Annotated in this window: 24 protein-coding genes and 1 tRNA gene; 11 read left to right on the top strand and 14 right to left on the bottom strand. The window is 71.0% G+C overall.

The genetic code is table 11. The features are described 5' to 3' along the window. Positions 1–49 precede the first annotated feature (49 nt). Complete coding sequence (locus OG504_RS36485) at positions 50–859, bottom strand: DUF4097 family beta strand repeat-containing protein (protein WP_405993602.1); 810 nt, start codon at positions 857–859, stop codon at positions 50–52. A gap of 192 nt (positions 860–1051) precedes the next feature. On the opposite strand from OG504_RS36485, the gene OG504_RS36490 reads away from it, so the two are divergent. Beyond that, a tRNA-Val gene (locus OG504_RS36490) sits at positions 1052–1126 on the top strand. A gap of 14 nt (positions 1127–1140) precedes the next feature. On the opposite strand, the gene OG504_RS36495 is transcribed toward OG504_RS36490, so the two are convergent. The 3 genes from OG504_RS36495 to OG504_RS36505 all read right to left on the bottom strand — a co-directional run bounded on the left by OG504_RS36495 (position 1141) and on the right by OG504_RS36505 (position 3318). Continuing rightward, positions 1141–1893 carry an HAD family hydrolase gene (locus OG504_RS36495; RefSeq protein WP_405993603.1) on the bottom strand — a complete coding sequence of 251 codons (753 nt, stop codon included), beginning with the start codon at positions 1891–1893 and terminating at the stop codon, positions 1141–1143. 10 nt (positions 1894–1903) lie between these two features. Next, complete coding sequence (locus tag OG504_RS36500) at positions 1904–2776, bottom strand: hypothetical protein (protein ID WP_405993604.1); 873 nt, start codon at positions 2774–2776, stop codon at positions 1904–1906. 62 nt (positions 2777–2838) lie between these two features. Further along, a complete protein-coding gene (locus tag OG504_RS36505; RefSeq protein WP_405993605.1) occupies positions 2839–3318 on the bottom strand; it encodes a MarR family winged helix-turn-helix transcriptional regulator in 480 nt (159 codons plus the stop codon). Positions 3319–3469: 151 nt separating this feature from the next. Between OG504_RS36505 and OG504_RS36510 the strand changes: the two genes are divergently transcribed. Together OG504_RS36510 and OG504_RS36515 are read left to right on the top strand one after the other, a co-directional pair. Beyond that, the gene (locus OG504_RS36510; protein ID WP_405993606.1) at positions 3470–4360 is read left to right on the top strand and encodes an SDR family NAD(P)-dependent oxidoreductase; all 891 of its coding nucleotides are present in this window, start codon (positions 3470–3472) and stop codon (positions 4358–4360) included. A 57-nt stretch (positions 4361–4417) separates the two neighbouring features. Beyond that, positions 4418–4771 (top strand): hypothetical protein, encoded by a 354-nt coding sequence (locus tag OG504_RS36515; protein ID WP_327404389.1) that lies wholly within the window; start codon positions 4418–4420, stop codon positions 4769–4771. Between the two features lie 136 nt (positions 4772–4907). Here the strand turns inward: OG504_RS36515 and OG504_RS36520 are convergent, their stop codons facing one another. Then, positions 4908–5258 carry a hypothetical protein gene (locus tag OG504_RS36520; RefSeq protein WP_405993607.1) on the bottom strand — a complete coding sequence of 117 codons (351 nt, stop codon included), beginning with the start codon at positions 5256–5258 and terminating at the stop codon, positions 4908–4910. Positions 5259–5536: 278 nt separating this feature from the next. Here OG504_RS36520 and OG504_RS36525 point away from each other — a divergent pair, with 278 nt between their 5' ends. The 3 genes from OG504_RS36525 (at position 5537) to OG504_RS36535 (ending at position 9850) form a co-directional block, all read left to right on the top strand. Continuing rightward, positions 5537–6448: an NADP-dependent oxidoreductase gene (locus OG504_RS36525; RefSeq protein WP_405993608.1), complete on the top strand. Its 912-nt coding sequence runs from the start codon at positions 5537–5539 to the stop codon at positions 6446–6448. Positions 6449–6515: 67 nt separating this feature from the next. Beyond that, positions 6516–9308: an ATP-binding protein gene (locus OG504_RS36530; RefSeq protein ID WP_405993609.1), complete on the top strand. Its 2793-nt coding sequence runs from the start codon at positions 6516–6518 to the stop codon at positions 9306–9308. A 41-nt stretch (positions 9309–9349) separates the two neighbouring features. Continuing rightward, a complete protein-coding gene (locus tag OG504_RS36535) occupies positions 9350–9850 on the top strand; it encodes a GNAT family N-acetyltransferase (protein ID WP_405993610.1) in 501 nt (166 codons plus the stop codon). 30 nt (positions 9851–9880) lie between these two features. Here the strand turns inward: OG504_RS36535 and OG504_RS36540 are convergent, their stop codons facing one another. Then, positions 9881–10786: a ketopantoate reductase family protein gene (locus OG504_RS36540; RefSeq protein ID WP_405993611.1), complete on the bottom strand. Its 906-nt coding sequence runs from the start codon at positions 10784–10786 to the stop codon at positions 9881–9883. A 122-nt stretch (positions 10787–10908) separates the two neighbouring features. Here OG504_RS36540 and OG504_RS36545 point away from each other — a divergent pair, with 122 nt between their 5' ends. Further along, the gene (locus OG504_RS36545; RefSeq protein ID WP_405993612.1) at positions 10909–11133 is read left to right on the top strand and encodes a DUF2277 domain-containing protein; all 225 of its coding nucleotides are present in this window, start codon (positions 10909–10911) and stop codon (positions 11131–11133) included. 415 nt (positions 11134–11548) lie between these two features. Here OG504_RS36545 and OG504_RS36550 read toward each other — a convergent pair whose 3' ends face one another. Beyond that, positions 11549–12190 (bottom strand): DedA family protein, encoded by a 642-nt coding sequence (locus OG504_RS36550; protein ID WP_405993613.1) that lies wholly within the window; start codon positions 12188–12190, stop codon positions 11549–11551. A 229-nt stretch (positions 12191–12419) separates the two neighbouring features. Here OG504_RS36550 and OG504_RS36555 point away from each other — a divergent pair, with 229 nt between their 5' ends. Then, the gene (locus tag OG504_RS36555; RefSeq protein WP_405993614.1) at positions 12420–12956 is read left to right on the top strand and encodes a superoxide dismutase family protein; all 537 of its coding nucleotides are present in this window, start codon (positions 12420–12422) and stop codon (positions 12954–12956) included. 51 nt (positions 12957–13007) lie between these two features. Here the strand turns inward: OG504_RS36555 and OG504_RS36560 are convergent, their stop codons facing one another. The 4 genes from OG504_RS36560 to OG504_RS36575 all read right to left on the bottom strand — a co-directional run bounded on the left by OG504_RS36560 (position 13008) and on the right by OG504_RS36575 (position 17939). Next, the gene (locus tag OG504_RS36560; protein ID WP_405996535.1) at positions 13008–13469 is read right to left on the bottom strand and encodes a DoxX family protein; all 462 of its coding nucleotides are present in this window, start codon (positions 13467–13469) and stop codon (positions 13008–13010) included. A 97-nt stretch (positions 13470–13566) separates the two neighbouring features. Beyond that, on the bottom strand, positions 13567–15492 hold the full coding sequence (locus tag OG504_RS36565; protein WP_405993615.1) for an FAD/NAD(P)-binding protein: 1926 nt from the start codon (positions 15490–15492) through the stop codon (positions 13567–13569). An 89-nt stretch (positions 15493–15581) separates the two neighbouring features. After that, complete coding sequence (locus OG504_RS36570; RefSeq protein ID WP_405993616.1) at positions 15582–17210, bottom strand: alkaline phosphatase D family protein; 1629 nt, start codon at positions 17208–17210, stop codon at positions 15582–15584. Positions 17211–17291: 81 nt separating this feature from the next. Beyond that, positions 17292–17939 carry an HNH endonuclease family protein gene (locus OG504_RS36575; protein WP_405993617.1) on the bottom strand — a complete coding sequence of 216 codons (648 nt, stop codon included), beginning with the start codon at positions 17937–17939 and terminating at the stop codon, positions 17292–17294. Positions 17940–18335: 396 nt separating this feature from the next. Here OG504_RS36575 and OG504_RS36580 point away from each other — a divergent pair, with 396 nt between their 5' ends. Next, on the top strand, positions 18336–18917 hold the full coding sequence (locus OG504_RS36580; protein ID WP_405993618.1) for a TMEM165/GDT1 family protein: 582 nt from the start codon (positions 18336–18338) through the stop codon (positions 18915–18917). Positions 18918–19123: 206 nt separating this feature from the next. Beyond that, positions 19124–19783 carry an HAD-IA family hydrolase gene (locus OG504_RS36585; RefSeq protein ID WP_405993619.1) on the top strand — a complete coding sequence of 220 codons (660 nt, stop codon included), beginning with the start codon at positions 19124–19126 and terminating at the stop codon, positions 19781–19783. Between the two features lie 387 nt (positions 19784–20170). Here the strand turns inward: OG504_RS36585 and OG504_RS36590 are convergent, their stop codons facing one another. After that, on the bottom strand, positions 20171–21226 hold the full coding sequence (locus OG504_RS36590) for a peptidoglycan-binding protein (protein WP_405993620.1): 1056 nt from the start codon (positions 21224–21226) through the stop codon (positions 20171–20173). Positions 21227–21383: 157 nt separating this feature from the next. On the opposite strand from OG504_RS36590, the gene OG504_RS36595 reads away from it, so the two are divergent. Next, positions 21384–23465 (top strand): DHA2 family efflux MFS transporter permease subunit, encoded by a 2082-nt coding sequence (locus OG504_RS36595; RefSeq protein WP_405993621.1) that lies wholly within the window; start codon positions 21384–21386, stop codon positions 23463–23465. A 22-nt stretch (positions 23466–23487) separates the two neighbouring features. Here the strand turns inward: OG504_RS36595 and OG504_RS36600 are convergent, their stop codons facing one another. Both OG504_RS36600 and OG504_RS36605 read right to left on the bottom strand, forming a co-directional pair. Continuing rightward, positions 23488–23979 carry a GNAT family N-acetyltransferase gene (locus OG504_RS36600; RefSeq protein WP_405993622.1) on the bottom strand — a complete coding sequence of 164 codons (492 nt, stop codon included), beginning with the start codon at positions 23977–23979 and terminating at the stop codon, positions 23488–23490. A gap of 10 nt (positions 23980–23989) precedes the next feature. Then, a complete protein-coding gene (locus tag OG504_RS36605; RefSeq protein ID WP_405993623.1) occupies positions 23990–24616 on the bottom strand; it encodes a dihydrofolate reductase family protein in 627 nt (208 codons plus the stop codon). Positions 24617–24673: the final 57 nt, after the last annotated feature.

The following is a 24673-nucleotide window of genomic DNA, read 5'->3' on the forward strand; positions in this document are numbered from 1 at the left end:
CCTGACCGTTGTCATTCTCCCACCGGTAGAGGACGAACACACGGGCCGGTCAGTTCGCGTTCCGCACCGTGACTTTCCCGTCGCCGGTGTGGGCGGTCACCACATGAGAACTCGACGAGTCCCGGGGCACCGACACATCCACCGATCCGTCCCCGGTCTTGGTGGTCACGCGGTACTCGGCGGCGCCCGCGGGCAACGCGACCGTCACGGACCCGTCGCCACTGCTGGACTCCACCAGGTCGGGTACGGCGCCGAGTTCGAGGTGCACGGACCCGTCACCGGTGGTCGTGTGCACCTCCCGGGACGACACCTCGGCGTGCACGGACCCGTCCCCCGTGTGCAGGATCAGCGGCCCGGTGGAGTCGGTGACATGGACGGACCCGTCGTGCGTACGAACGCTGAGCGCGTCCGCGAACCCCCGGGCCCGCACACTCCCGTCCCCGTCCTCCACCTTCACGGCGACCCCGCGCGGCACCTCGATCCGGTGCTTGACCGAACAGTCGGCGATCACCCCGGAACACTTCGTCCGCAACACCAGCCGGTCGCCGTCCATCGCCCAGGTCACCTTGGGATCCGACCCGATCGCCACGCTCCCTTGCCACCACCGGGTGACCTCGATCTTCCCGCTCGGATTCGAGTCCGCGGCGACGACTTCCAGCGCGGAGTCGTCGGAGTCGACGGTGAGGGTACGACCGGCCAGGCCGAAGGTGCGGTGATCGGGGTGCTTGTCGTCCCCGGCGGAGGCGGTTCCGCAGCCGGTGGCGGTGAGGAGGAGCAGGGCGAGGGTGCTGGTGGCGGTGAGGGCGCGGGTGGTGCGGGCGCGGGCGCGGCTACGGGTGTGGGTGCCGGTGCGGGTCACGGTGATTTCCCCCTGGGACGGACGCGGAGTCCTGGTGACTCCTACGGCGCCCTTCGACCGTAGAGAGCGGCGCCCGGCGGGGGCATCCGGCGCGCTCCCGGACTCGGGGTGGGGAAAACCCCCGGGATCTCTCCGTGGGGATACGGGTTTGCAGGACAGGCCCCCCGGCAATGTAGGCTGTCGACTCGTCCTGGGCGCGTAGCTCAGGGGTAGAGCGTCGCCCTTACAAGGCGAATGTCGGCGGTTCGAAACCGTCCGCGCCCACCAGGATAAACAGCAGGTCAGAGGCCTTCCGGGGAGATCTCCGGGAGGCCTCTTTCCGTGGCCGGAGTCCACATGGAGTCCACATCGCCATCGTCATCGCCGTCGAGGATGCGCCGCACAGCCGGTCGCAACCCACTCTCCGCCGGACTGACGAGGATCGCGGGGATCCCGAGGGCCTGGGCACCGGCGACATCGGCCACCGGGTTGTCACCGACCATCCAGACCCGCCCGGGAGACCCGGCCCGTTCCAACGCCACCTCGAAGATCCGACGGTGCGGCTTCTCCCACCCGACGAGCGAGGAGTTGACGACAGCCGCGAAGTGCCGACCGAGCCCGAGATCCCGAAGCAGACCGTCCAACTCCGGCACATGATTACTGACGACGACGTGAAGCCAGCCGGCGGCGGAGAGTTCCTCCAGCGCGGGGACAGCGTCGGGGAAGACGGCCCAGCGACTCGCGTCGGTGTAGTGGGCCCGTACGCCCTGTGCGGCGCGGGCGGCCGTCGGGGCATCGCCGCCCGCACCGACGTAGGCCTTCACGAAGAGCGGCTGAAGAGCGCCCCACCACGCGTCAGGTGTGCCCAGCTCGGGATGCCCGCTCTCGGGTCGATGCCAGGGAAAACCGTCACGCAGCCCCGGCTTCACATCGGCAGCGATCACACCATGCCCAGGCGCCACCTCGTCCAACGCCTCCACCAGACACCCACGCCACCTACCGCCCCGGAACGCCAGGGTCCCGTCGAAGTCCCACAGCACGACGCTCTTGGTCACGTACGGCATCCTACGGAGCGTGCCCCCAGTGGTCTGCGGACGGCTGGCTCTTCCTGCCGTTGAGAAGGGCGGCGTAACTGCGGGCCTGGTCCGCGGCGTTGTGGTGCCAGGTGGACTGGGTGTTGTGTTCGTCCGCCAAGGAGGGTTCCGCGGTGGTGAGTTCGTCGTAGATGGTGGATATCTCGTCGTGGACCGCGGCGATCGCGAGGCGGTTGGCGCGTACCGCGTCCGCGTGGCCGCGGTGGGTTTCTATCAGGAGTGGGTCGTCTCCGATGGGGGCGGAGGTCGGGCCGTGCGCGTGCAAGTCGCTGTATTCGTCGTTGAGTTGGGTGGCCCGTGCGTCCAGGTCGGTGCGGCGGATGTGGAGGGCGGAGCCGCGGGCGCGCAGGCTGGCCTCGTAGGCGTGGGAGCCGGGGAAGCGGATCGCGTCCAGGCCCGAGGTGACCGCGTGCGGTCGGTCGGGGCGCAGCCCGGCGTAGCGGGCGTCCGCCTCGGCCGCGACCTCCAGCGTCTTCAGTTCCGGCGGCAGGGCGCTGCGCCCGATGGCCGCCCAGCCGTGGACGTCGCTGTACCACTTCTCGTGGGCGGACTGCCGGGTGATGCCGGCGGCGTCACCGATCTGGTTCCACGTGGTGCCGCGTTCGCGCTCGGCGACCACCGCCTCGCGTACGACGTCGTCCATACGGCGCTGGAGCTGCAGGGCGGTTCGGAGCAGGTCGCCGGGTGCGGGGTCCGGCTCGACCGGTACGGCATCCAGTACCGCGTCGGCCATTTGACGGAGCGTCAGGGCGAGTGCCACGCGTGACTCGTCGCGCGGCGACAGCCTGTGGAGCTCGGGTGAGGCCGGTACGGGCATGGAGGACGCGTCTTCGGCATCGGTCATGCCCGTCAGGCTAACCCTGACACCTCCCTTGCCGAGGTGGGGAGTTGAGGCCGTGGCAAGGGTCACGGCCGGCGCGGCGGAGTCGACAGGCCTGTCTCGATCGTGTCCAGGAGGCGGTCCAGTACTGCCAGTTGGTCGTGTCCCAACGGGCCGAGGGCTTTCCGCAGAGCCTCTTCGCCGGCTGCCGTCCCCGCCGTCAGTGCCTTGGTGCCCCTCGGTGTGAGGTGGACCAGCTTCGATCGGCCGTCCTCGGGATCCGGTGTCCGTTCGATCAGTCCCTCGCGCTCCAGTGCCTCGATGGACTGGGTGACCGACCGGGGGGCCTGGCCCAACTCCTGCGCGAGTATCGACTGGCGTACGGCGCCCCGGAGTTCGAGCACCTGGAGGACCTTCGTGCGGGCGAGGGAGAGACCGGCGGCCGTCATGGTGTCGTCGACCGTCTTGCGCAGGTGGTGTGCGAGGGACAGGTAGCGCAGCCCGACCTCGGCGGGGGTGGGGGTGGGGGTGGTGGCGGTGGTTGGGGTGCGGTCGCTCGCCGTCATTGTTCCGCGGTCCTCGTTTTCATCGTTTCCTTCTGGGCCTCGGGGCCTTCGGGCTTCATTGGTGAGGTACCTCATCGAGTGTTACGTTGTTCGTGTACTTGATGAGGTACCTCAATAATACGGCCAGGAGGTGGATCGTATGGCCGATCGCATGGCTGACCAGCCGCCCGTGATCGTCATGACCGGTGCGACGAACGGTATGGGCCGGCTCGCCGCGTTCGAGCTGGCTCGGCGCGGTGTCCGCCTCGGTGTCGTCGCCCGGAGCCGGGCGAAGGCGGATGCGGTGCGGGAGGAGATCGGGCGGCTTGTGCCGGGCGCCGCTGTCGATGTCTTCCTCGCGGATCTGTCGTTGCTCGCCGAGGTGCGGCGGGCGGGCGAGGAGATCGCCGCCCGGTATCCGCGGATCGACGTACTGATCAACAACGCGGGCCTGCACGCCTTCTCCCAGCGGGTCACCCCCGAGGGCCACGCCGAGATGACCGCCGTGAACTATCTCGCGCCCTGGGTCCTCACCGACGCCCTGCGCGAACGGCTCGTGGCGTCCGCGCCCGCCCGGATCGTCACCGTCGCCTCCCGGGCCTCGTCGCGGGCCGGTGTCCTCGACCTGCCCGCCGACCTGACCGATACGGCGGAGTTCACGCGTCGCGGTTCGAGCCTGCTCTACGGCCGCTCCAAGCTTCTGGACATCATGTTCACGGAGGAACTCGGGCGTCAGCTGAAGGGCACGGGGGTCGCCGTCACCTGTTGCTGCCCAGGGTTCAACACCACCGGTCTGGGACGCGAACTGCCCCTCGCCGGAACCCTGGAGAAGGTTCTCACCTCGCTGAACATCGGCGATCCCCAGCACGGTGCCGACATCATCGTGAAACTCGCGACCGACCCCGATCCCGCGTTCGCCGAGAGTGCCGGCGGGTACTTCGCCGCCAAGGGTGCGAAGGCTCTGCGGTGCCCTGAACCGGGGTGCGGCGAAGCCGTTCAGGGGGCGCTGTGGAGGGCCACGGCCGAACTCGTCCAGGGTGCCCGTCGTCCGCGCGGCCTCTGAACGGCGGCTTCGTGCGGCGGTCTCGCGGTTTCCGGGGGTGATGGGCAGGATGGGCGCATGAGCGAACCTGGCACGACCGCCTCGGGCTCCGTGTTGTCCCTCTGGTCGAAGGACTCGGTGTTGTCCATCGGCTCGGTGGGGTCGGTGCTGTCCATCGGGTCCGTCGGGTCGAGCCTGTCCGTCGGGTCGATCGGGAGCGCGCTGTCGGTCGGGTCGATCGGCTCGGCCCTGTCGTTGGTCTCGGCCGGGTCGTGGCTGAGCACGGGGTCCGTGCTGTCCGCGCAGTCGCGGTGGTCGGTGCTGTCGTGGCGCTCCACGCGGGGCTTCCGGGCCGTCGGTGTCGGTGCCGTGGGGGCGGTGGGGGCTGTGACGGTTCTGCTGGTGGCTCAACGGGCGCTGCGGAAGCCGTAGTTGGGGGCGGGCGGCAGGGCTGCCCGCACTTGTGATCGCCGCCCCGCGGTTGCTTCGACGATCCAAGGCCTACGTCAACTCGCCACGGCTAACGTCGACTCGTGCCGCCCCGGTTGCCCCAGGCACCCCGGTCCCCTCAGTCGCCCTGGTCGTCCGCCGGAGGCGTCTCGTGGGCGTGCTTCAGCCTCATCCGTGTCTCCACGCGCTCCGTCGCCGCCACCTCCGTCCAGAAGCGGTGGCCGCTGACGAAGACCGCGAGTTCGTGCTCGCGCTGCCGGAGCTTCTCCACCTCGGCCTGTTCGTCGGGCGTCCAGCCGGGCGACGCGGGGCGCTCCACCTTGCGCCAGCCGCCCACGTCGCTGAACCCGTCCAGGGGCTCGACCGACCAGGGCAGCCGCTTCAGCAGGGCCGACAGCTCGTTTCGGACCTGATGCAGCTCCTCCTGACCGGCGAGGAGGTCACTCGGGAAGTCATAGGTCGTAGCCACGCGCTAATGCTACGCCTGTTCGAATTTGGGTCGCGAGTTCCTTCAGGGACTTCATACGAACGGGTGGGGGCCGCCGAAGGGCGAGCCGGCCGCCGCGGGCTCTGCCGCGCGCAGGCGCACCCAGCCGCACGGGCGGGCTGCCGCGCAGATCGGACCGTGTTCCTCCGGTCGCCCCCGTGCCTCGCGGAACCTCAGTCATTTGACACATTCCAGCGCGCGCCGTTCCCGGCACCGTGGACGGAGTGAACATCCACTCCGACATCGGCCAGGGAGAAACCATGCAGGCACTTCAGTACGCGGAGTACGGCGGTCCCGAGGTGTTGCGGCTCGTCGACGTGCCGTTGGTCGAGCCCGGACCGGGGCAGGTGCGGGTCGCCGTACGGGCGGCCGGCGTCAATCCGAGGGACGCCAAGCTGCGCGGCGGGCGGTTCGCGTCCGAGCCGCTCGCTCACCCGGCCGGGCTGGGCATGGAACTGTCCGGCGTCGTCGACGCCGTAGGAGACGGTGTGGACGCCTGGCGCGTCGGGCAGCCCGTGTTCGGGCGCTCGGTGACCCGGGACGCCGTCGCCACCCACGCGCTCGCCCCGGCCGACGACCTGGTCGCCAAGCCGGACCGGCTCACCCACGCGCAGGCCGCCGCCCTTCCGATCGCCGTGGAGACCGCCTACCGGGGTCTCCGTCAGCTCGGTGTCGGCCCCGGCGCGACCCTGCTGATCCACGGCGCCTCCGGCGCGGTCGGTCTCGTCGCCACCCAGCTCGCGCTCATCGAAGGACTCACGGTCGTCGGCACGGTCAGCGACGCCAACCGGGCGGCCTACCTCAAGCTCGGCGGCATCCCCGTCGACTACGCCTCCGACGGCCTCGCCGACCGCATCCGCGCGGCGGCGCCGCACATCGACCACGTCCTCGACGCGTACGGCCACGGGGTGCTCGGCCTGTCGGTCGACCTGACCGGCGACCCGGGCCGGGTCGTCACCCTGGCCGACCCGACCGCGTCCGAACACGGCGTGCACCTGTCCATCGAGTCCTTCCCCGTCCCGGAGGTCATGGCGTCCGTACTGCCGCTCATCGAGGCCGGCCGGGTCGTTCTGCCTGTCGAGGCGGAGTTCCCGCTGGCGGAGGCGGCGCGGGCGTACGCACGGGTGGAGACTGGACACCGGCAGGGGAAGATCGTGATCACCGTGGGGTGAGGGGCCGGAGGCCAGGAACGGGGGAGTGAGGGGAGTGCGGGGTGCGGATCCGACAGAGGAGCGGGCAGTGGACGGACCTGGACCCGGACCCGGCACGTTGATCGGGCGTGAACCGGAGATCCGGCGGCTGGAGACGCTCGTCGGCCGGATCGCCTCGGGGGCCGGTGACACGCTGCTGTTCACCGGTGACCCGGGTGTCGGCAAGACCGCACTGCTCGATCAAGCCGCCGCCCTGGCCACCGGCGCCGGGGCCGGGGTCCTGCGGGCGACCGGCGCGCAGTTCGAGGCGGACATCTCGTACGCCGCCCTGCACCAGCTGCTCCAGCCGTGCCTGCCCGAACTGGATCAACTGGACGCGGTGAAACCGCAGTTGGCCGGGGCGCTGAAGGTGGCACTGGGCCTCGGCACCGGCCCGGCGCCCACCCGGCTGCTCGCCGCCAACGCCGTCCTGGAACTGCTGCGACGGGCGGCCGGGGAACGGCCGTTGCTGCTCGTCGTGGACGATCCGCAGTGGCTGGACCGGGCGAGCGCGCTGGTCCTGGGCATGGTGGCCCGGCGTCTCACCGGCATGCCGGTGGCGCTGCTCGCGGCCTGCCGCACCGGCGAGGCCGACTTCTTCGACCAGGGGAACCCGCCGACCGTCCAGGTGGCACCCCTGCCGGAGCGGGCGGCGGCCGAACTGCTGGCCGGCCGCCACCCCGAAATGGCCCCGCGCGTACGGCGACGCCTCCTCGACGCGGCCCTGGGCAACCCGCTCGCACTCCTCGAACTCCCCCTCCCGCTCGGCGACTTGACCACCGCCGGCACCCTGCCCACCGCACTGCCCCTGACCGACCGGCTGCAACGGGTCTTCAGTTCCCGCGTCAGGGAACTCCCGGACAGCGCCTACGAGTTGCTGGTGCTGTCCGCACTGGACGGGCAGGCGGATCTGCGCGTCGTCCGGGCGGTGGCCGCCGACCGGGGCGGCGAGGGACTGGCACCCGCCGAGCACGCCGGTCTGGTGCGGGTGGACGAGTCCGCCGGGCGGCTCACCTTCCGGCACCCGCTGATCCAGGCGGCGGTGGTGGAACTGTCGACCAGCGACCAGCGCCGCCGCGCCCACACCGTGCTCGCCGCCCGCTTCGCCCACTGCCAGCCCGAACGGCACGCCTGGCACCTGGCCGAAGCCACCGAGAAGCCCGACGAACAGGTCGCCGCCCTCCTCGACGACGTCGCCCACCGGAATCTACGGCGCGGCGACTACACCGGTGCCGTCGCCAAGCTGCTGCGCGCGGCCCAGCTCAGCCCGCCCGGCCGCGTCCGCAGCGGCCGGCTCGCCGAGGCCGCCTATCTCGGGTCCCTCGTCACCGGTGATCTGCGGGACGCCCCGGGCCTGATCGAGCGGGCCCGCTCCGCCCACCCCGGCCCCGACGAACCCCTCGTCGCCACCGTCGCGACCGCCTATCGGCTCCTGCACGGCGACGGCGACGTGGACACCGCGCACCGCCTGCTGACCACGGCCCTCCGCGAGCGGCCGACACCCCCGCACGACACCGACGGCGGCCAGGTCCGCGTCGAGGCACTGCACACCCTGACCATGATCTGCTCCGCCGGTGGCCGCGCCGAACTCTGGCCACCCCTGCACCGAGCCCTCGACGATCTGCCTCCGCCTGCCCCGGCCGAACTGACGCTCCCCGCAAGGACGTTGAGCGACCTGGCCCGCCACACCCCGGAGACCCTCGCGCTCGCCGACACCGCCGTGACCGGCCTCGGGTACGAGATCAGCCCCGCCCGCATCGTCCGTACGGCCACGGCGGCCGCTCCGCTCGACCGGTTGCCCGCGTGCCGCGAGGCCCTCCAGCGGGTCGTCCGGCACGGCCGGGAGGGCGGCGCGGTCACCTCGGCCATCGAGGCGCTGTTCCTCCTCGCGCAGGACGCCTTCGACACCGGCCGCTGGGACGAAGCGCGGCAACTGTCCGGCGAGGGGCTGGAGTTGTGCAGTGTCCACGGCTACGCCCTGCTCTCCTGGACCGGCCGGCTCACCGGCGCCCTGCTGGCGGCGGCGCGCGGTGACTTCGAGGCGGCCGCGGACACCGCCCGCGACATGGACGCCTGGGCCGCGCCCCGTCGCGCCGGGATCGTCAACTCGTACGCGTCCCACGTGCGTTCGCTCACGGCGCTGGGGCGCGGCGAGTTCGACACCGCCTTCCGCAACGCCTCGGCGGTGAGCCCCGCGGGCACCTTCGCCCCGTACGCTCCACATGCCCTGGCGGTGTTCCACGACCTCGTCGAGGCGGCCGTCCACACCGGCCGTGACGCGGAGGCGCGGGCTCATCTCGCCGCAGCCCGCGGCCACCACCTCGACAGCCTGTCCCCGCGACTGCGCCTGATCGTCCTGGCGGGCGAGGCGCTCACCGCTCCGGGCACGTCCGAGGAGTCCGCGGAGTCCGCTCTGGAAGCGGTGATCCTGGCCCCCGAGACCGGCCAACACCCCTTTGATCTGGCCCGTGTTCAGCTCGGCCACGGCTCCCATCTGCGCCGCCTGAAGCGGATCGCCGACGCCCGCCGTCATCTCGCCGAGGCGGCCGAGATCTTCCGCGGCCTGGGCGCCACCCCCTGGACGGCCCGCGCCGACCGCGAACTACGGGCCACCGGCATCACCGTCTCCACCACCGCCGACTCCGGCCTCGGCGCCCTGACCCCGCAGCAACGCCAGATCGCCCACCTCGCGGCAGCCGGTCACACCAACAAGGAGATCGCCGCCCGCCTCTTCCTCTCCCCACGCACCGTCGCCGCCCACCTCTACCAGGTCTTCCCGAAACTGGGCATCACCTCCCGAGCGGCCCTCCGTGACGCCTTGGGCGCCGGGGGCGAGAGCTGAGGGGGTCGAGGGTGTCAGTGGGGCCGCCTAGTGTGCTCGGCATGGACGTGGAACTCGTACGGCTTCAGCCCTGGGGTGAGGGTGACTTCTGGTTGCTGGAGCGGAACAACAGCCTTGAGATGACGGCGCACTTGGGGGGTCCCGAGAGTGCGGCGCAGCTCGATGCCCGGCATCGGCGGTATCTCGGGCTGGAGCGGGGGTGCATGTACCGGGTCGAGTTGGCGGGGAGCGGGGAGACCGTGGGGTCGATCGGGTTCTGGGAGCGGGAGTGGCGGGGCGAGTCCGTGTGGGAGACCGGGTGGGGTGTCCTGCCCGAGTTCCAGGGGCGTGGGCTCGCCGCCCGGGCGGCCCGGGCCGTTGCCGACGTCGCGCGGGCCGATGGGCGGCACCGGTATCTGCATGCCTTCCCGGGCGTCGGCCATCCCGCGTCGAACTCGGTGTGCCGGAAAGCCGGGTTCACGCTGCTCGGTGAGGTGGAGTTCGAGTACCCCAAGGGGTGCTGGATGACCTCCAACGACTGGCGGGTCGATCTCCAGGGGTGACCCGCCGGCCGTTTGACGGGGATCCGTCCGTCAGTTGGTGGTCCGGGTCTCCAACTCCCTTACCAGTCTTGCCGTTACCGGTACCGCGATGCCCTGTCGTTCCGCCGCTCGCAGCAAGGCCCCGCCGATCGCGTCCAGTTCGAGCGGGCGGCCCGCCTCCGCGTCGCGCTGCATCGACGACTTGGTCTGCGGCGGGAAGGTGTCGTAGCGGGCCAGTGCGCCCGCCGCGTCCGACGGGCCGCCGTACGAACGGCTCACCGCCGCCGTTTCCTCCAGCAGGGACGTCAACTCCTCGCGGTGGCGCGTGCGTACGTCGCCCAGGGGGAGGGTGTAGCGGGTGGTGAGGAGGGCGAGGGGGGCCAGGAATGTCATCTTGGCCCAGAGCGCGGCCGTTTCGTCGGGCAGGACTTGGGTGGTGGGGCCGGCCTCGCGCAGGGCTGCCGCCAGGGTGTTCAGGCGGTCGCGGGGGACCGTGTCGCCCGTCAGGTCGATCTCCGCGAACGGGCTGCCGTGGTCAATCACCCCTGGGGCGGTGCGAGTTGATTCGACCCGGATGATCGCGGGGGCGACCTGGGTGGGGGTGTAGTGGGCGCGTAGGTGTGTCGGGTGTTCTACGCCGTTCAGGAACGGGACGAGGAGGCCGTCTCCCAGGGTCTTCGCGGGGACTCGGGTGAGGGCCGCGTCCAGGGCTGTCGCCTTGACCGTGATCAGGCAGGCGTTCACCGGTTCACGTAGTTCCGTGTCCGCCTCCACCGGGGCCGTGAAGTCGCCGAAATGGGCGCTGCGGACCTGGATTCCGTTCGTGCGGAGGGTGTCGGCCGTTTCTTCTCCGGCCAGGCAGATCACTCGGTGGCCGGCGCGCGACAGGAGCGCCGCGAGCAGGCCGCCTACGCCGCCGGGGCCCAGTACCGCCACGGTGAGTTCGTTGTTCGCCATGTTGTTGTGTCCTCTCGTCGGTCGGCCCCGTGCGTGGTGACGGTGGCCGCCTCGGAGGGATCATCGCAGGTGTGTTCGGGAGAGGGGCGGCGGTATCGCTGTGGACGCGCGAGACTGGGGGTATGTGCCGCAGTATCAAGACGCTTCGACCGCCTGTTCTGCCCGACGAGGCCACGGAGGAGGAGGTTCGCGCTGCCGCGTTGCAGTACGTGCGCAAGGTCTCCGGGTTCCGGGCGCCTGCCGCGCACAATCGCGAGGTCTTCGACCACGCGGTTGATGTGATCGCCGAGGCTACGGCTGAGTTGTTGGCCGGGCTTGAGGTGAGGGGCGCGGCGAGGGGAGCGTAGTGGTGGAAGCGGGGGTCGGTGGGGGCTGGTCGCGCAGTTCCCCGCGCCCCTGAAGGACGGATGCGCGCCCCTGATCCAAAACGAGCCCGCGCCGCCGGTCTGTAACGAATCCGCGGGTCGGTGGGGGCTGGTCGCGCAGTTCCTCGCGCCCCTTGAGAACGGACGCGCGCGCCCTGATCCGTAGCGAAGCCGTGTCCCTGGGAAACGACTCCGCGCTTCCGGTCCGTAACGCATCCGCGGGCCGGTGGGGGTTGGTCGCGCCCACGCGGCGGAGCTGCACATCGATACAGCCCCGTGCCCCTAAAAGACGGACGCGCGCCCCCGAGCCAAAACGAAGGCGCGCCCCCGAGCCGTAACAAACCCGCCCCCGGAGCCGTAACAATCACGGCCCCCCGAGCGGTAACAATCCCGCCCCCTAAGGCGCGCCAACCTCCGCCGTCACCCCGGGTTGCCTCCGCATCACGAACGCCGCCCCCGCCCCCGCCCCGAACAACGCCAGCAGCGAAACCCCCGTCGCCAGCCAGGTGGTGCCCAGCCACTGGGCCCCGTAGTAGCCCAGGGCCACGCTGTACGCCGCCCAGGACAGGCCCGCCAGGGCTGACCAGGGGAGGAAGTCTCGGGCTCGGCGGTGGGCGGCGCCTGCGCCGAGGGAGACGACTGAGCGGCCGGCGGGGGCGAAGCGGGCCAGGATGACCAGGGCTCCGCCGCCGCGGGCCAAGGCCAGGCCGAGACGTTCCTGCGCGGTGGTGAGGCGGCGGGAGCGGGAGATCGCGCGGTCCAGGCGGGCGCCGCCGCGCCAGGCCAGCCGGTACGCGACGAGGTCGCCCAGGACGGACGCGGTCGCCGCGCACGCGATCAGCGCCAGGATGCTGGGGACCTCGTGCGGGACGGGAACGGCGTCCGCCGCCGCGCCGGTGCCCGCTGCCGCCGCCGTCGCGGCCGCGATGACCAGGACCCCGCTCGGCAGAACCGGCAGGAACACATCAAGGAGTACGGACAGGGCGACCATGGCGTAGATCCATGGGCTGCCGGTCAGCGACCCCACACTCTCGAACAACGCGTCTCCCCGTGAACTCCCCCGTGGGCCGCGCCAAAGACGGCCAGTGACAGCCATACAGCGTACGCCTGGGCGGGGACAGGAGATTCACGGGGGGCGCGTGTGATCCGCACAGCGTGTTCACCCGGCTGCCCTGTCCCGAGGGGCGGGGCGGGCTCGCATCCCGTAGCAACGTAAAGGGGATCCAAACGCACCCAAGCACATCCGAACGTGAGGAACGGTACACATCATGGTGGCAGGTATATGTGCGGGCGCCGTCGTCGCGGCCCTCCTGGCGAGCGGCGGAGGAGGCAGTGGTGCTCCTGACGGGTACTGGATGCGGACGGACGCCCGGTTCGCTCCGGTCGCCGCCCTCGTGCCGTCGGCGGCGGTGACGTACGACAGCAAGCTGGTTCCGGCCGCCGCTTGGATCCAGGTCAGTCAGCGCACGGCTGTCAGCGGTGCTACGACCGTGCGGCTGAAGGTGGACGGGATGGTGCCCGGGCACGCTTACGGCGTCCATGTGCACCAGAAGCCGTGCGGTGCCGACCCGGCCGCCGCGGGCGGGCACTTCCAGCACAAGCCGTCCACGGACCCGGCCGCCACCAACGCCGACAACGAGGTGTGGCTCGACTTCACGGCCGACGAGCACGGTGCCGCCGAGGCGAGCGCCCGGCACGACTGGGGCTTCCGGCAGGGCGAGGCGTCCTCCGTCGTCATCCACGACATGCCCGGCAGCCACACCCGCGCCGCCTGCTTCACGGTGCCGTTCGGCTGGGCTCCCTGACGCGACTGGCCGGTGCCCCATCCCAGGGGCACCGGCCAGTCGCTCAGTAGGTCAGGCGGCTATCGGCGTCTGGTCCGCCGACGTCCGCTCACCGGCCGCCGTGGCGGACCGCCTCGCGAACAGCCGGTCCACGCCCAGCGCGCCGGACCCCGTGAACACCAGCAGCAGGAACGCCCAGCAGAACATCGCCGAGGCCTCGCCGCCGTTCTGGATCGGCCACAGGGCCGCCTGCTGGTGGACGTCGAAGTACGCGTACGCCATCGAGCCCGAGGTGATCAGCGCGGCCACGCGGGTGCCGAGGCCGAGCAGGACGAACGTGCCGCCGACGAGCTGGATCACGGCCGCGTACCAGCCGGGCCAGGTGCCCGCGTCGAGGGTGCCGCCGTCGGTGCCGGCGGCACCGCCGAGGATGCCGAAGAGCGAGGCCGCTCCGTGGCAGGCGAAGAGCAGGCCGACGACGATCCGGAACAGGCCGACGGCGTACGGCTGGGCCTTGTTGAGGCGGCCGTTGATGTGAGGGGTCACGTGGGGGGTGCTCCTTCGGTCGGGCCGGTCCGGGTCGCGGACCGGTCTGGGGACGAGCCGAGTGAGCGGTCAACGTTAGGTGGACCTAATCAATGCTTGCAAGTTCAACATTTGGCCACTGTTCAGCTTCCGTTTGGGGTTCCGGTTCGGCCGTCGCCGCACGTAGAACCGCTCTCGCCACCGCGTCGGCGTCCGAAAGCGTGACCGAATCCACCCCTGGACGAGCGCCCGCCGCGGTCACCCAGTGCACGCCCTCCGTGGGCACCCCGAACGCGAACCGCCTTGCGTGGACGCCTCCTTGACGGTCGATCAGACGGTACGGACGTGGTGTTACGTCGAGTCCTCCCGTTTCGTAACCGTCCACCGTGTGCGGCCGGCACCGGCCCGTCCTCAGCAGCCGGCCGAGCAGTTCGTCGGCGGTACGGCGCAGATCCGGTTCGGGGAGCCGCGCCTCTATGAGGGTTGTCACACGCACCGCCGAGCCCGGCACCGCTTGGGAGCGCGCCACCCAGGCGCCGTCCGTCTCCCGCACGTCCAGCCGCGGCCCGAGCACCTCCACCACGCCCGCCGCCACCAGCGCGGCCAGTTCCTCGATACGGCGCCGGGGCGGGCCGATGGACAGGAACGCGTTGAGCGGCGTGTACCAGCGGTCCAGGTGGTCACGGCGCGAGGCGCCCGCCAGACCACCGTGGTCGACGACCAGCCGGAGTTCGTTGCGCAGATCGCGCAGCACGTCCAGGGCCGCCTTGAGGGGGCCGTCCACATTGCCGAGCGCCGCGTGCTCGGCGTCCTCACGCAGATACGACAGCAGCCAGTCCCGCCAGGCCGCCGGGTCCGCGAGATCGCGTTCCGTATACGGCCGCGCCAGCCGGTCCCAGCACCAGCGGTCGGCGGCCACGACCCCGAACTCGTCGAGGATCAGGGCCTCTTGGGGGTCCCGGTGCGGGACGGAGAGGAAACGCTCCGTGAATTCCGCCAACTCCGGGCGCCGGGAGGGGCGTAGCAGAGCCGCGTAGTAGACCGTCTCCACCTCCTTCGCCACCAACGGCCATATCTCCGTGAGGAATTCGGGCGGCTCGGCCGAGTCGGCGCGTTTGCGGAAGGCGGATATCGCCTCGGGGGTGAGGACGAGCGGGGTGTGGCGGCCGTAGGGGCCCTTCGCGTTGTCGCCGCGGGCCTGGTACGGGATGCCTCGGCGTGAACCGGCGTACAGGCGGGGCTCGTTGCCCGAGGGAACGTAGCGCAGACCGCCGTCCTCCGTGCGGACGAAACGGCCGCCTCTGCCCGTCGTCAACAGGGCTGTGTGGTCGAAGAAGTTGAGGCCCAGGCCGCGCAACAGGACTGGTTCGCCGGGGCGTACGACGGACAGGTCGACGTCGGCCGGGTTGGCGGGCGGGATGTGGCGCAGGCCGTGGCGGTCGGCGTAGGAGGTGAGGCGGCGGTGGGGGGTGTCCGGGGCCGTCGGGAGGTGGCCCTGTGCCAGGACCACGGCCGAAAGGGCGGACAGCGTACGGCCGTTGTCGAGGGTGAGGGCCTGGTGGCCGTCCGTCGTGTCGTCGAGGCGTACCGCGCGTGCCCTGTGCGTCGCGACCTGGACGGACTCGGGGGCCTCGCGGACCGTGCGGGCGAACACCCACTCCAGGTAGCGGCCGTAGTGCGCGCGGGTGGGGTAGTCGTCCGGGCCCAGTTCGGCGGGCGCCCACTCGTGCAGGCTCGGGCCGGGGCGGACCGGGCCGGAGCAGTCGACGCTGGCATCGGTGAAGAGGGTCACCTGGGAGGCCACGGTGTTCATCAGCAGCTCGGGGGACTGCGCGGAGCGCCAGACGCGGCCGGGGCCCGGGGGCGCCGGGTCGACGACGTGGACGGTGAGCCGGGCGCCGGGCGGGAGGAGTTCCGGCGCCGAGGCGCAGAGGCGTTCCAGGACGCTGGTGCCGCGCGGACCGGCGCCGACCACGGCGACCGAGACGGAGGCCGGGGCCGGTTCGCCGTCGGACGCGTTCACTGCAGACAAAGGGGTGACTCCCGGGCGTGTGGGGGCGCAATGGAGCAGACCGCCCACTGGGAAAGCGGACGGCCCGCCTCATCATGCCCCGACCGAGGTCACGGGGGTGTCAGCGGGGACTCCTCCACGGTCTTCAGCGTCCGGTCCGCCCGCGCCTGCTCCAGCCGCAACCGGGCCGAACGACCGTGCAGCGTAAGGGTCATGAGCTGGTTGCCGAACCAAGGGCCGCCCGTCTTGCGCCACTTGACCGAGGGCTGCGCGCAATGGCCGTGCCGGGCCAGGCGGCGGCCCAGACCGCGGGCGACCGCGCTCCAGCCGAAGCGGAAGCCGACGCGTATGTAGGAGGGGATGGAGTTGTGGACGGGGGAGCAGGTGAGCTGGAGGACGCGTGAACTCGGACCGCCCGTCTGCCACTTGGGTTCCGCGACGTACGCGTGATGTACGTCTCCGGACAGCACGAGCACCGACGCCGGTGCCCCGTCTCCCGTCCCCACCTCGGCGATCAGGTCCGCCAGGCTCTCGAAGGACTCGGGGAACGCCGCCCAGTGCTCCAGGTCGGCCGCGCGGCGCAGCTTCTCGCCGAACTCGGCCCAGCGGGCGCCCCGTTCGCCACGGCACAGGGCCGCGTCCCAGGACTCGGCGTCGTGGACGAGGTGGGGCAGCAGCCAGGGGAGGGAGGTGCCGATGAGGAGGTGGTCGTAGGAACCGGGGTCCTTCAGTGCCTCGGTGCGCAGCCAGTCGGCCTCGCCGGGGTCGAGCATCGCGCGGTTCTGTTCGTCGAGGACGCGGGCCGCCCTGCTGTCCACCATCAGCAGCCGGACGCGGCCGAAGTCGCGCCGGTAGCTCCAGCGGACGGTGGCCGGGTCGGCGTCGGCGCGGCAGGCGAAGGCACGGAGTTCGTCGGTGCCGTCGGGGGCGCTGCGGACCGCCAAGTAGAGGGGATCGGCGGCGAGTTCGGTAGGGGAGAGGTTCCCGAGGTGCTGGTGGACCCAGTACGACATGAGGCCGCTGAGCAGCCGCTCGCGCCACCACGGGGTGTCCCGCATGTCGGCCAGCCAGGCGGCGCTGGTGTTCCAGTCGTCGATGACGTCGTGGTCGTCGAAGATCATGCACGACGGCACGGTGGAGAGCAGCCAGCGGATCTCCGGGTCCAGCCAGGACTCGTAGTAGAGGCGCGTGTACTCCTCGTAGTCCGCGACCTCGCTGCCCGGCGGCTCGCGCAGGTCGCGGCGGGCGGAGAGCCAGCGGCGGGTCGCGTCGGAGACCTCGTCGGCGTACACCTGGTCGCCCAACAGGACGAGTACGTCCGGCCGTTCGGCCTTCGGGTCGCCGGCGACGCGGGAGGCCAGCGTGTCCAGGGCGTCCGGGCCCACCGGGTCGTGGGTGTCGGCGGCCGGCGCGGCCCAGCGACAGGAGCCGAACGCGACGCGGACGGTCCCGTCGGCGTCCGGGGTGTGGATCACGGACGGCGGGAAGGGGGAGTCGGGCAGCGGCCACACGTGCGCGCCGTCCAGGAAAACCTCGTACGGCGTCGACGTCCCCGGCGTGAGGCCCTCCACCGGCACCAACGCGTAGTGGTGGCCCGCCACTTGGAAGGTCCGGGCGGTGCCCCCGGCGCCGTCCGCGCAGCGCACCTCGGCGGTGCACGGACGGCTCGCCTCGACCCATACGGTCGCGGACGAGCCGTCGGCGTAGCGAAGCAGTGGTCCAAGACTCAGTCCGGCCACGGTAGATCACCTTCCTCCGTCGCCCCGTACGGTACGGAACGACGGAGGTCAGTGACCAGGTTCCGGGGCTGCCAAAAAGGATCAGCAGCCGCTGAGGACCGAGGTGAGCTTGGTCTTCTCGGCGGTGTCGACCGAGAGGTTGTAGTAGTACTTCACCTGGACCCAGGCACGCACGTAGGTGCAGGCGTACGAGGTGAGCGAGGGCATCCACTCGGCCGGGTCCTTGTCGCCCTTGGACTGGTTGACGTTGTCGGTGACCGCGAGGAGCTGCGGGCGGGTCACGTCGTTGGCGAAGGACTCGCGCTGGGCGGTGGTCCAGTTGCGGGCACCGGAGTCCCAGGCCTCGGCCAGCGGGACGAGGTGGTCGATGTCGACGTCGGAGGCGGCGGTCCAGGTGGCACCGTCGTAGGGGGAGTACCAGCTGCCGCTGGTGGCGACGCAGGCGGAGGTGGTGACGACGTTCGTACCGTCGCGCTTGAGGATCCACTCACGGGTGTTGCAGGTACCGCTGATGGTGTCCCAGGTCGGGAACAGGTCACGCTCGTAGCCGGTCCTGACCTCGGTCGCCACCGTGAGCGAGGCGAGGTAGGTGCGGGCGGTGGCGGCGCTGACCGGGGTGGGGAGGGCGGCGGAGGCGGTCGGACCGTTGAAGAGTCCGGCGAAGGCTATGAGGCCGGTCAGTGTCGCGAGTATGCTGAGCCGTCGTCGACGCGCGTAGAACTTCGGCATGCGAACTCCCTTGTGGTGTGGGGGTGTTGGAGTGCGAGCGGGGAAATGCTCGCGGTGCCGTGTTGCGGGGAGGTGTGCGTCCGGTAAGAAGCTAGTGACGTGCTCATGACACAACAAGGGGCGTGACGAGACTTTCCTCACGGGTGGGCAGGGCCGGTCCTCGCGTACAGTGGATGGCGCAGAAGGGGAGTAGCTCTTCGCCGGACCGTCGACATACTGCTCAGCTCGTCTGAGCCGGCGCCCGGAGGCAGGTTCATCTCGCAGGTGGGATGGGTCGGCCAGCGAGACCTTCGGTAAAGCAGTGCACTAGTCGTTTTTCGTGTGCGCTGCCGTGCCGAGGTGTCCGCGGACAGCAATCACACTCTCGGTGGGGCAGCCCCGACCGATTGAGGAATCTTGATCAGCATCAGCGTGACGGCGCTCGTCTTCGGCGTCGTCTTTCTCGCCGAACTCCCCGACAAGACCGCGCTCGCCGGACTCGTCCTCGGCACCCGTTATCGCGCGTCGTACGTCTTCGCCGGCGTGGCCGCCGCGTTCCTTCTGCATGTCGTGCTCGCGGTGGCGGCGGGCAGCGTACTGACGCTGCTGCCGCAGCAGTTGGTGGCCGCGGTGACCGGTGTGCTCTTCCTGGGCGGGGCCGCGGTGCTCCTCTTCAAGAAGGGTGACGACGAGGAGGAGGTCCGCAAGCCGAGGGACCAGTCCTTCTGGCGGGTGTCCGGTGCCGGTTTCATGCTCATCCTGGTCGCCGAGTTCGGTGACCTGACCCAGATCATGACGGCCAACCTCGCGGCCCGTTACGACGACCCGTTCTCCGTCGGGCTCGGTGCGGTGCTGGCGCTGTGGGCGGTGGCCGGGCTGGGCATCGTGGGCGGGAAGGCGCTGATGAAGCGGGTGCCGTTGAAGTTGATCACGCAGATCGCGGCGGTGCTGATGCTGGCGCTGGGGGCGTGGAGTCTGTGGGAGGCCATCGCCGGGTGACGGGGGCTGATGGGGGCTTTGGTTCGGCGCGGTGACCTGAACTGTGGGTGAACTGTTCCGGGGGGCGGTGGCGCGATGCCGGTTCTGTTTTGTACCGTGGAGGAACAAAGTGGTTCCCGTCCGTTTTCCCTGACCGGCGGGCGGGGCCACCTTGTCCCTCCGGGGGTTGCCCCGCGTTCTTCTCTCCCGTTCCTTGGAGCCTGCCGATGACGGCCACCACCGTGCTCACCGCCCGCGCCCTCCTGCTGGACATGGACGGCACCCTCGTCGACTCGCACGCCGTCGTCGAGCGGATCTGGCGACGCTGGTCCGACCGGCACGGGCTGAACGCGGACGAGGTCATGAAGGTCGTGCACGGGCGGCAGGGGTACGCGTCGATGGCGCTGCTGCTGCCTGACCGGCCGATGGAGCAGAACCACGCCGAGAACGCGCGCATGCTGGCCGAGGAGACCGCTGACGTCGAGGGCGTCGTGCCTATCCCGGGGGCGCGGGAGTTCCTGGCGTCTCTGCGGGGGCTGCCGCACGCGCTCGTCACGTCGGCGGATGTCGCGTTGTCCACGGCGCGGATGGGGGCGGCGGGGTTGGAGCTGCCGGAGGTTCGGATCACGGCGGAGTCCGTCGGCGCGAGCAAGCCTGATCCCGAGGGGTTCCTGAAGGGGGCCGCCGAGTTGGGCGTTGCGCCCGCGGACTGCATTGTCTTCGAGGACTCCGGGGCGGGTATTGCGGCCGGGCGGGCTGCTGGGATGCGGGTGGTGGGGGTCGGGCCGCAGGCCGGGTTCCATCGGGCGGATGTTGTGGTGCGGGATTTGCGTGCGGTGCGGGTTGAGGATTTGGGGGGTGGGGGGATTCGGCTGCACGTGGGGTGAGGGGGCGCCGTTGGTTGTGCCGCCTTGGGTTTTTTCGCGGGTGCTGCGGCGTGGGGGCTGGTCGCGCAGTTCCCCGCGCCCCTTTGGGGGCTGCTCCTCGGGGGGTGCCCTACGGGCCGTGCGTGCCCCTGGCACTCCCCGCACGGCCCGACGCCTCTCGGCTCTGCCCGGCCGTCTCAGTTCCCCCCACCCCAACCCCCCAGGGGCGCGGGGAACTGCGCGCCCAGCCCCCACCCAGCCGCAACCCCGGCGCCTCTCAGCTCCCCGCACCCCAATCCCCTAGGGGCGCGGGGAACTGCGCGCTCAGCCCCCACCCACCCGCACCCCGCACACAGCCCAAACCACCCAGCCACAACCCCGGCGCCTCTCCCCCCAGCCAGCGCAGCGTCACGGCTCAGTGGTCTCCGATTCCAGCCGCGCCCGCGTAGCCGCCCCGTACACCCCCAGCGTGTCGGATGTGATGCCTCGGGCCACCTGGTAGGTACGTACGGACGTCTGGACCTGTTTGTCGAAGATGCCGTTGTCGGGGCCGGTGTAGAGCCTCAACTGGGTTAGGCGGAGCTGGAGTTCGGTTACCTCGGGGCCTTCGTCGCCGCGTTGGAGGACCGGGGCGGGGGTGGCGCTGCTCTGGCGGTTCGTGGCGGCGGCCGTAGACGCGGTGGTGGTGGGGGTCGGGGTCTTGCTGGCGTTCGCGGACTGCGATGCCGTAGCCGATGGGGTCGATGACGCCGTCGGTGACGGGGTCTCGCTGGGTGACGGGGTCGGGGATGCCGACGTCGGCCGGGCGGACGTGGAGCTGGTTGTGGACGGTGTGGCCCGTGCCGCGCTCTTCGACGCCGTCGGGACGCTTCCCCGTACGTCCTGGGGGGCTGCCTCGTCCCGTGACGGGGTCTCGTACGAGAACATGCCGCTCGCGAAACCCGCCACCGCCGCCACCGCCACGACGGCTCCCGTGACGGCGAGGAGGACAGTGCGGCGGCGGCGCGGGCGTTCCTCGTCGTCCGTCGGGGATTCCGGGGTGTCCCCGGCGCCCTCGCCGCTCCCGCCGTCCGCGAGCAGGCTCAGGTCCGTCGGGATGGGGGCGGTTTCCGACGGTGATCGCAGAGTGGGGAGGACCGATGTCTCCGCCTGAGAAGCCGGTGCGGCCGGGTTCGGCGGCACCGCTCGCAGCAGCATCGTCTCCTCGACCGCAGGGAGCTGCTGGGTCTCACCCTCGGGTGCCGACGGTGTCGCCGGTGCGGGCGGCTGCTCCCGCGCGGGGCTGTCCAGTTCCACATACGGTCTGATCCGCAGCGGGTCGAAGTCCTCAGCCGCTGCCGCCTCCGCCGTGCGCGCGTCGCGCAGGGCGTCGGACGCCCGTTGGGTGCAGGCGCAGGACGGGGAGCCGTCGGCTGCCCGGGGTGCCCCGCACTGCGGGCATATGTGGCCCTTCGCCTCGTTCACGTGTTCGTCCCTCCCCGTCGAACTCCAGAGGTTATGCGGATCTCCTTCACGCCGTCTCCTCCGACCCCCGGAATGCGGGCTTCCAATCGGACTCAACAGGCCATAACACGCCGTACCGATCACCATGGATGTGTAACGAGAGCCGCAGGAGGTCTTCATGGCCGGCGATGCGCACGGTATGACGGGGAATGTGCAGGACGCGCAGCCACCGGAGAGGCCCCCGCAGCGGGGCAGTTCCGCCCAGGAACACGTGTCGGGCAACGTCCTCGTCTCGATCGGGGCGCTGCTCCTCGGGCTGCTGCTCGCCGCCCTCGACCAGACCATCGTGTCGACCGCGCTGCCGACGATCGTCAGCGATCTCGGCGGGCTGGAGCACCTGTCGTGGGTGGTCACCGCGTATCTGCTGGCCTCCACCGCCGCGACCCCGCTCTGGGGCAAGCTCGGCGACCAGTACGGACGGAAACGGCTCTTCCAGATCGCGATCGTGATCTTCCTGATCGGCTCGGCGTTGTGCGGTGCCGCGCAGAACATGCCCCAGTTGATCGGCTTCCGGGCGTTGCAGGGGCTCGGCGGCGGCGGGCTGATCGTGCTGTCGATGGCGATCGTCGGTGACGTCGTCTCACCGCGTGAACGCGGGCGCTACCAGGGGCTGTTCGGTGCCGTCTTCGGTGCGACTAGTGTCCTCGGGCCGCTGCTCGGCGGGCTGTTCACCGAGCATCTGAGCTGGCGCTGGGTCTTCTACATCAACCTCCCCGTCGGTGTCGTCGCCCTCGCCGTCATCGCGACCGCGCTGCACATCCCGCGCAAGTCGACCCGGCACGTCATCGACTACCTCGGCACCTTCCTCATCGCCGCGGTGGCGACCTGTCTGGTCCTCGTCGCCTCGCTCGGCGGCACGACCTGGGGCTGGGGCTCGCCGCAGATCATCGGGCTCGCGGTGCTGGGTGTGGTGCTCATCGTCGCGTTCGTCGCCGTCGAGCGCCGGGCCGCCGAACCCGTCCTCCCGCTGAAACTCTTCCGCGTCCGCACCTTCACCCTCGCCGCCGTCATCAGTTTCATCGTGGGCTTCGCGATGTTCGGCGCGATGACCTATCTGCCGACCTTCCTCCAGGTCGTGCAGGGCATCACCCCGACCATGTCCGGCGTCCACATGCTGCCGATGGTGTTCGGCATGCTGATCTCGTCCACCGCCTCCGGCCAGATCGTCAGCCGCACCGGCCGCTGGAAGGTGTTCCCCATCGCGGGCACCGGCATCACCGCCCTCGGCCTGCTCCTGCTGCACCGCCTCGACGAGGGCAGTTCCACCGCCGAGATGAGCGTGTACTTCTTCGTCTTCGGGCTCGGACTCGGCCTGGTCATGCAGGTGTTGGTGCTCATCGTGCAGAACGCCGTCTCCTACGAGGATCTCGGCGTCGCCACCTCCGGCGCGACCTTCTTCCGGTCCATCGGGGCCTCGTTCGGCGTCGCCATCTTCGGCACGATCTTCGCGAGCCGGCTGGGTGACAAGCTCACGGATGCCCTCCGGGGTACCTCGCTGCCACCCGGCGTCACCCCGAACGGCTTGGAATCCGACCCGCGCGGAATCTCCCAACTCCCGTCCGCTGTCCGCCCGGAGGCCCTCCACGCCTACGCCTCCTCCATCACCGACGTCTTCCTCTACGCCGCTCCCGTCGCCCTGGTCGGCTTCGTCCTGGCGTGGTTCCTCAAGGAGGACAAGCTGCGCGGCTCGGTCACGGCCCCGGACGTCACCGAGACCCTCGCCAGCAACCCCGTCCAGCGGTCCTCCTACGACGAGGTGTGCCGCGCGCTGTCCGTGCTCGGCACGCGGGAGGGCCGCCGCGAGATCTACAAGACGATCACCGCGAAGGCGGGCTACGACCTTCAGCCGGCGGCGAGTTGGCTGCTTCTGCGCATCAAGCGGGACGGCTGGGCGGAACCGGGTGTGCTCGCCGAGCGCAGCTCTGTGCCGCTGCCCGTCATCCTCGCCGCCGTCCGTCAGATCGAGGGCCGCCGCCTTGCCGTACGGGAGGGCCTCGACCTCCAACTGACCGACCAGGGAAGGGAAATGGCCGAGAAGCTGTCCCAGGCCCGTGAGGAGTCCCTCGCGGAGACGCTGGGCGACTGGTGGGGCCCGGACCGGCCCACCGACCTGATCCAGCTGGTGAAGGAGCTGAACGGGGAGTTGTGCGGCTCGGACAGCGAACAGCCGCACAACGGGACGGCTGCGACGCTCGGTTGAGGTCAGTCGGCGTCGGTCGAGGTCAGTCGAGGTTCTTGCGGAACCAGTGTTCCGCGTACGGGTCCTCGTTGTGCCGTTCGGTCTCCTCGTAGCCGAGCCGTGCGTACAGGGCACGCGCCTCCACCAGGTCGTTCCGGGTGTCGAGGATCATCACCTTGGCGCCCAGCCCGCGGGCGGCGTCCTCGGCGGCCGTCACGAGCCTCGGGGCGCCGCCCCGGCCGCGCGTCCCCTCGTGGACGAAGACCCTCGTCAGCTCGGCCGTCGTCGCGTCGAGCAGCCGTACGCCCGCCGACCCGGCCGCCGCACCCTCGTACCATCCCACCAGCAACTGGCCGCCGGGCGGGGCGAGTTCGGCGCCGGTGCGGGCGGCGATCTCGCGTTCCAGTTCGGCGGGATCCGTGCGGTGGTTCTCGTGCAGCAGGTACCAGCGGTCGCTGACCTCGGTGTAGTACGCCCGCCAGAGCGCGGCGGCGACGGGGGAGTCGTGGGGTTCCGGGGTGATCGTCCAGGTCATGCCGCCATTGTCAGGAGCCGGTGGGGGTGCGGCGCAACCGGATATGGGTCACCTCGGGGGAGTCCAGGACCTGGGTCTTCCGCCACTCGATCTGCGCGTCGCCCACGTTGTCGAACAGGCGGCGCCCGCCGCACACGAGGACGGGTACGAGGTGCAGGAGGAGTTCGTCCAGCCACCCGGCACGGATGAACTGCTGGACCAGATCGGCGCCCCCGGCCAGGGAGACGTCCTTGTCGCCGGCCGCCTCGCGGGCCAGCTCCAGTGCGTGGCCGGGGCCTTCGGTGACGAAGTGGTAGGTCGTGCCGCCCTTCTTCACCACCGACTCGCGTGGCTGGTGGGTGACCACGAACACCGGGGCGTGGAACGGCGGTTCGTCACCCCACGGGATCTCCCCGGTGACGAACATCCCGTGCCCCATGACCACCGGCCCCAGCCGCGCGACCCACTCGGCGAGCAGCTCGTCGTCCGGACCGCCCGCCCCGCCCGTCATCCCCTGCATCCGGCGGAAGCTCCGCAGCCCGAACACCCACGTGTGCAGCCGTTCCCCGCCGATGCCCAGCGGATGCTCCCGCCCCGACTCCGGGCCCGCGATGTACCCGTCCAGCGACACGGCCAGCCGTGCGACGACCTCGCCCATGACAACCTCCTCGATCGGTCCTTACCCGTGCGTCGAACGGGGCGGGGCGGAATCGAC

The organism is Streptomyces sp. NBC_00986 (assembly GCF_045162565.1).
Classification (GTDB): domain Bacteria; phylum Actinomycetota; class Actinomycetes; order Streptomycetales; family Streptomycetaceae; genus Streptomyces.

What these genes read in the sequence shown, in the direction of transcription:
- OG504_RS36500 (WP_405993604.1), bottom strand. Translation starts at nt 2,776, where the DNA reads ATGACCGATGCCGAAGACGCGTCCTCCATGCCCGTACCGGCCTCACCC.
- OG504_RS36505 (WP_405993605.1), bottom strand. Translation starts at nt 3,318, where the DNA reads ATGACGGCGAGCGACCGCACCCCAACCACCGCCACCACCCCCACCCCC.
- OG504_RS36510 (WP_405993606.1), top strand. Translation starts at nt 3,470, where the DNA reads ATGGCTGACCAGCCGCCCGTGATCGTCATGACCGGTGCGACGAACGGT.
- OG504_RS36515 (WP_327404389.1), top strand. Translation starts at nt 4,418, where the DNA reads ATGAGCGAACCTGGCACGACCGCCTCGGGCTCCGTGTTGTCCCTCTGG.
- OG504_RS36525 (WP_405993608.1), top strand. Translation starts at nt 5,537, where the DNA reads ATGCAGGCACTTCAGTACGCGGAGTACGGCGGTCCCGAGGTGTTGCGG.
- OG504_RS36535 (WP_405993610.1), top strand. Translation starts at nt 9,350, where the DNA reads ATGGACGTGGAACTCGTACGGCTTCAGCCCTGGGGTGAGGGTGACTTC.
- OG504_RS36540 (WP_405993611.1), bottom strand. Translation starts at nt 10,786, where the DNA reads ATGGCGAACAACGAACTCACCGTGGCGGTACTGGGCCCCGGCGGCGTA.
- OG504_RS36545 (WP_405993612.1), top strand. Translation starts at nt 10,909, where the DNA reads ATGTGCCGCAGTATCAAGACGCTTCGACCGCCTGTTCTGCCCGACGAG.
- OG504_RS36555 (WP_405993614.1), top strand. Translation starts at nt 12,420, where the DNA reads ATGGTGGCAGGTATATGTGCGGGCGCCGTCGTCGCGGCCCTCCTGGCG.
- OG504_RS36575 (WP_405993617.1), bottom strand. Translation starts at nt 17,939, where the DNA reads ATGCCGAAGTTCTACGCGCGTCGACGACGGCTCAGCATACTCGCGACA.
- OG504_RS36585 (WP_405993619.1), top strand. Translation starts at nt 19,124, where the DNA reads ATGACGGCCACCACCGTGCTCACCGCCCGCGCCCTCCTGCTGGACATG.
- OG504_RS36595 (WP_405993621.1), top strand. Translation starts at nt 21,384, where the DNA reads ATGGCCGGCGATGCGCACGGTATGACGGGGAATGTGCAGGACGCGCAG.
- OG504_RS36600 (WP_405993622.1), bottom strand. Translation starts at nt 23,979, where the DNA reads ATGACCTGGACGATCACCCCGGAACCCCACGACTCCCCCGTCGCCGCC.
- OG504_RS36605 (WP_405993623.1), bottom strand. Translation starts at nt 24,616, where the DNA reads ATGGGCGAGGTCGTCGCACGGCTGGCCGTGTCGCTGGACGGGTACATC.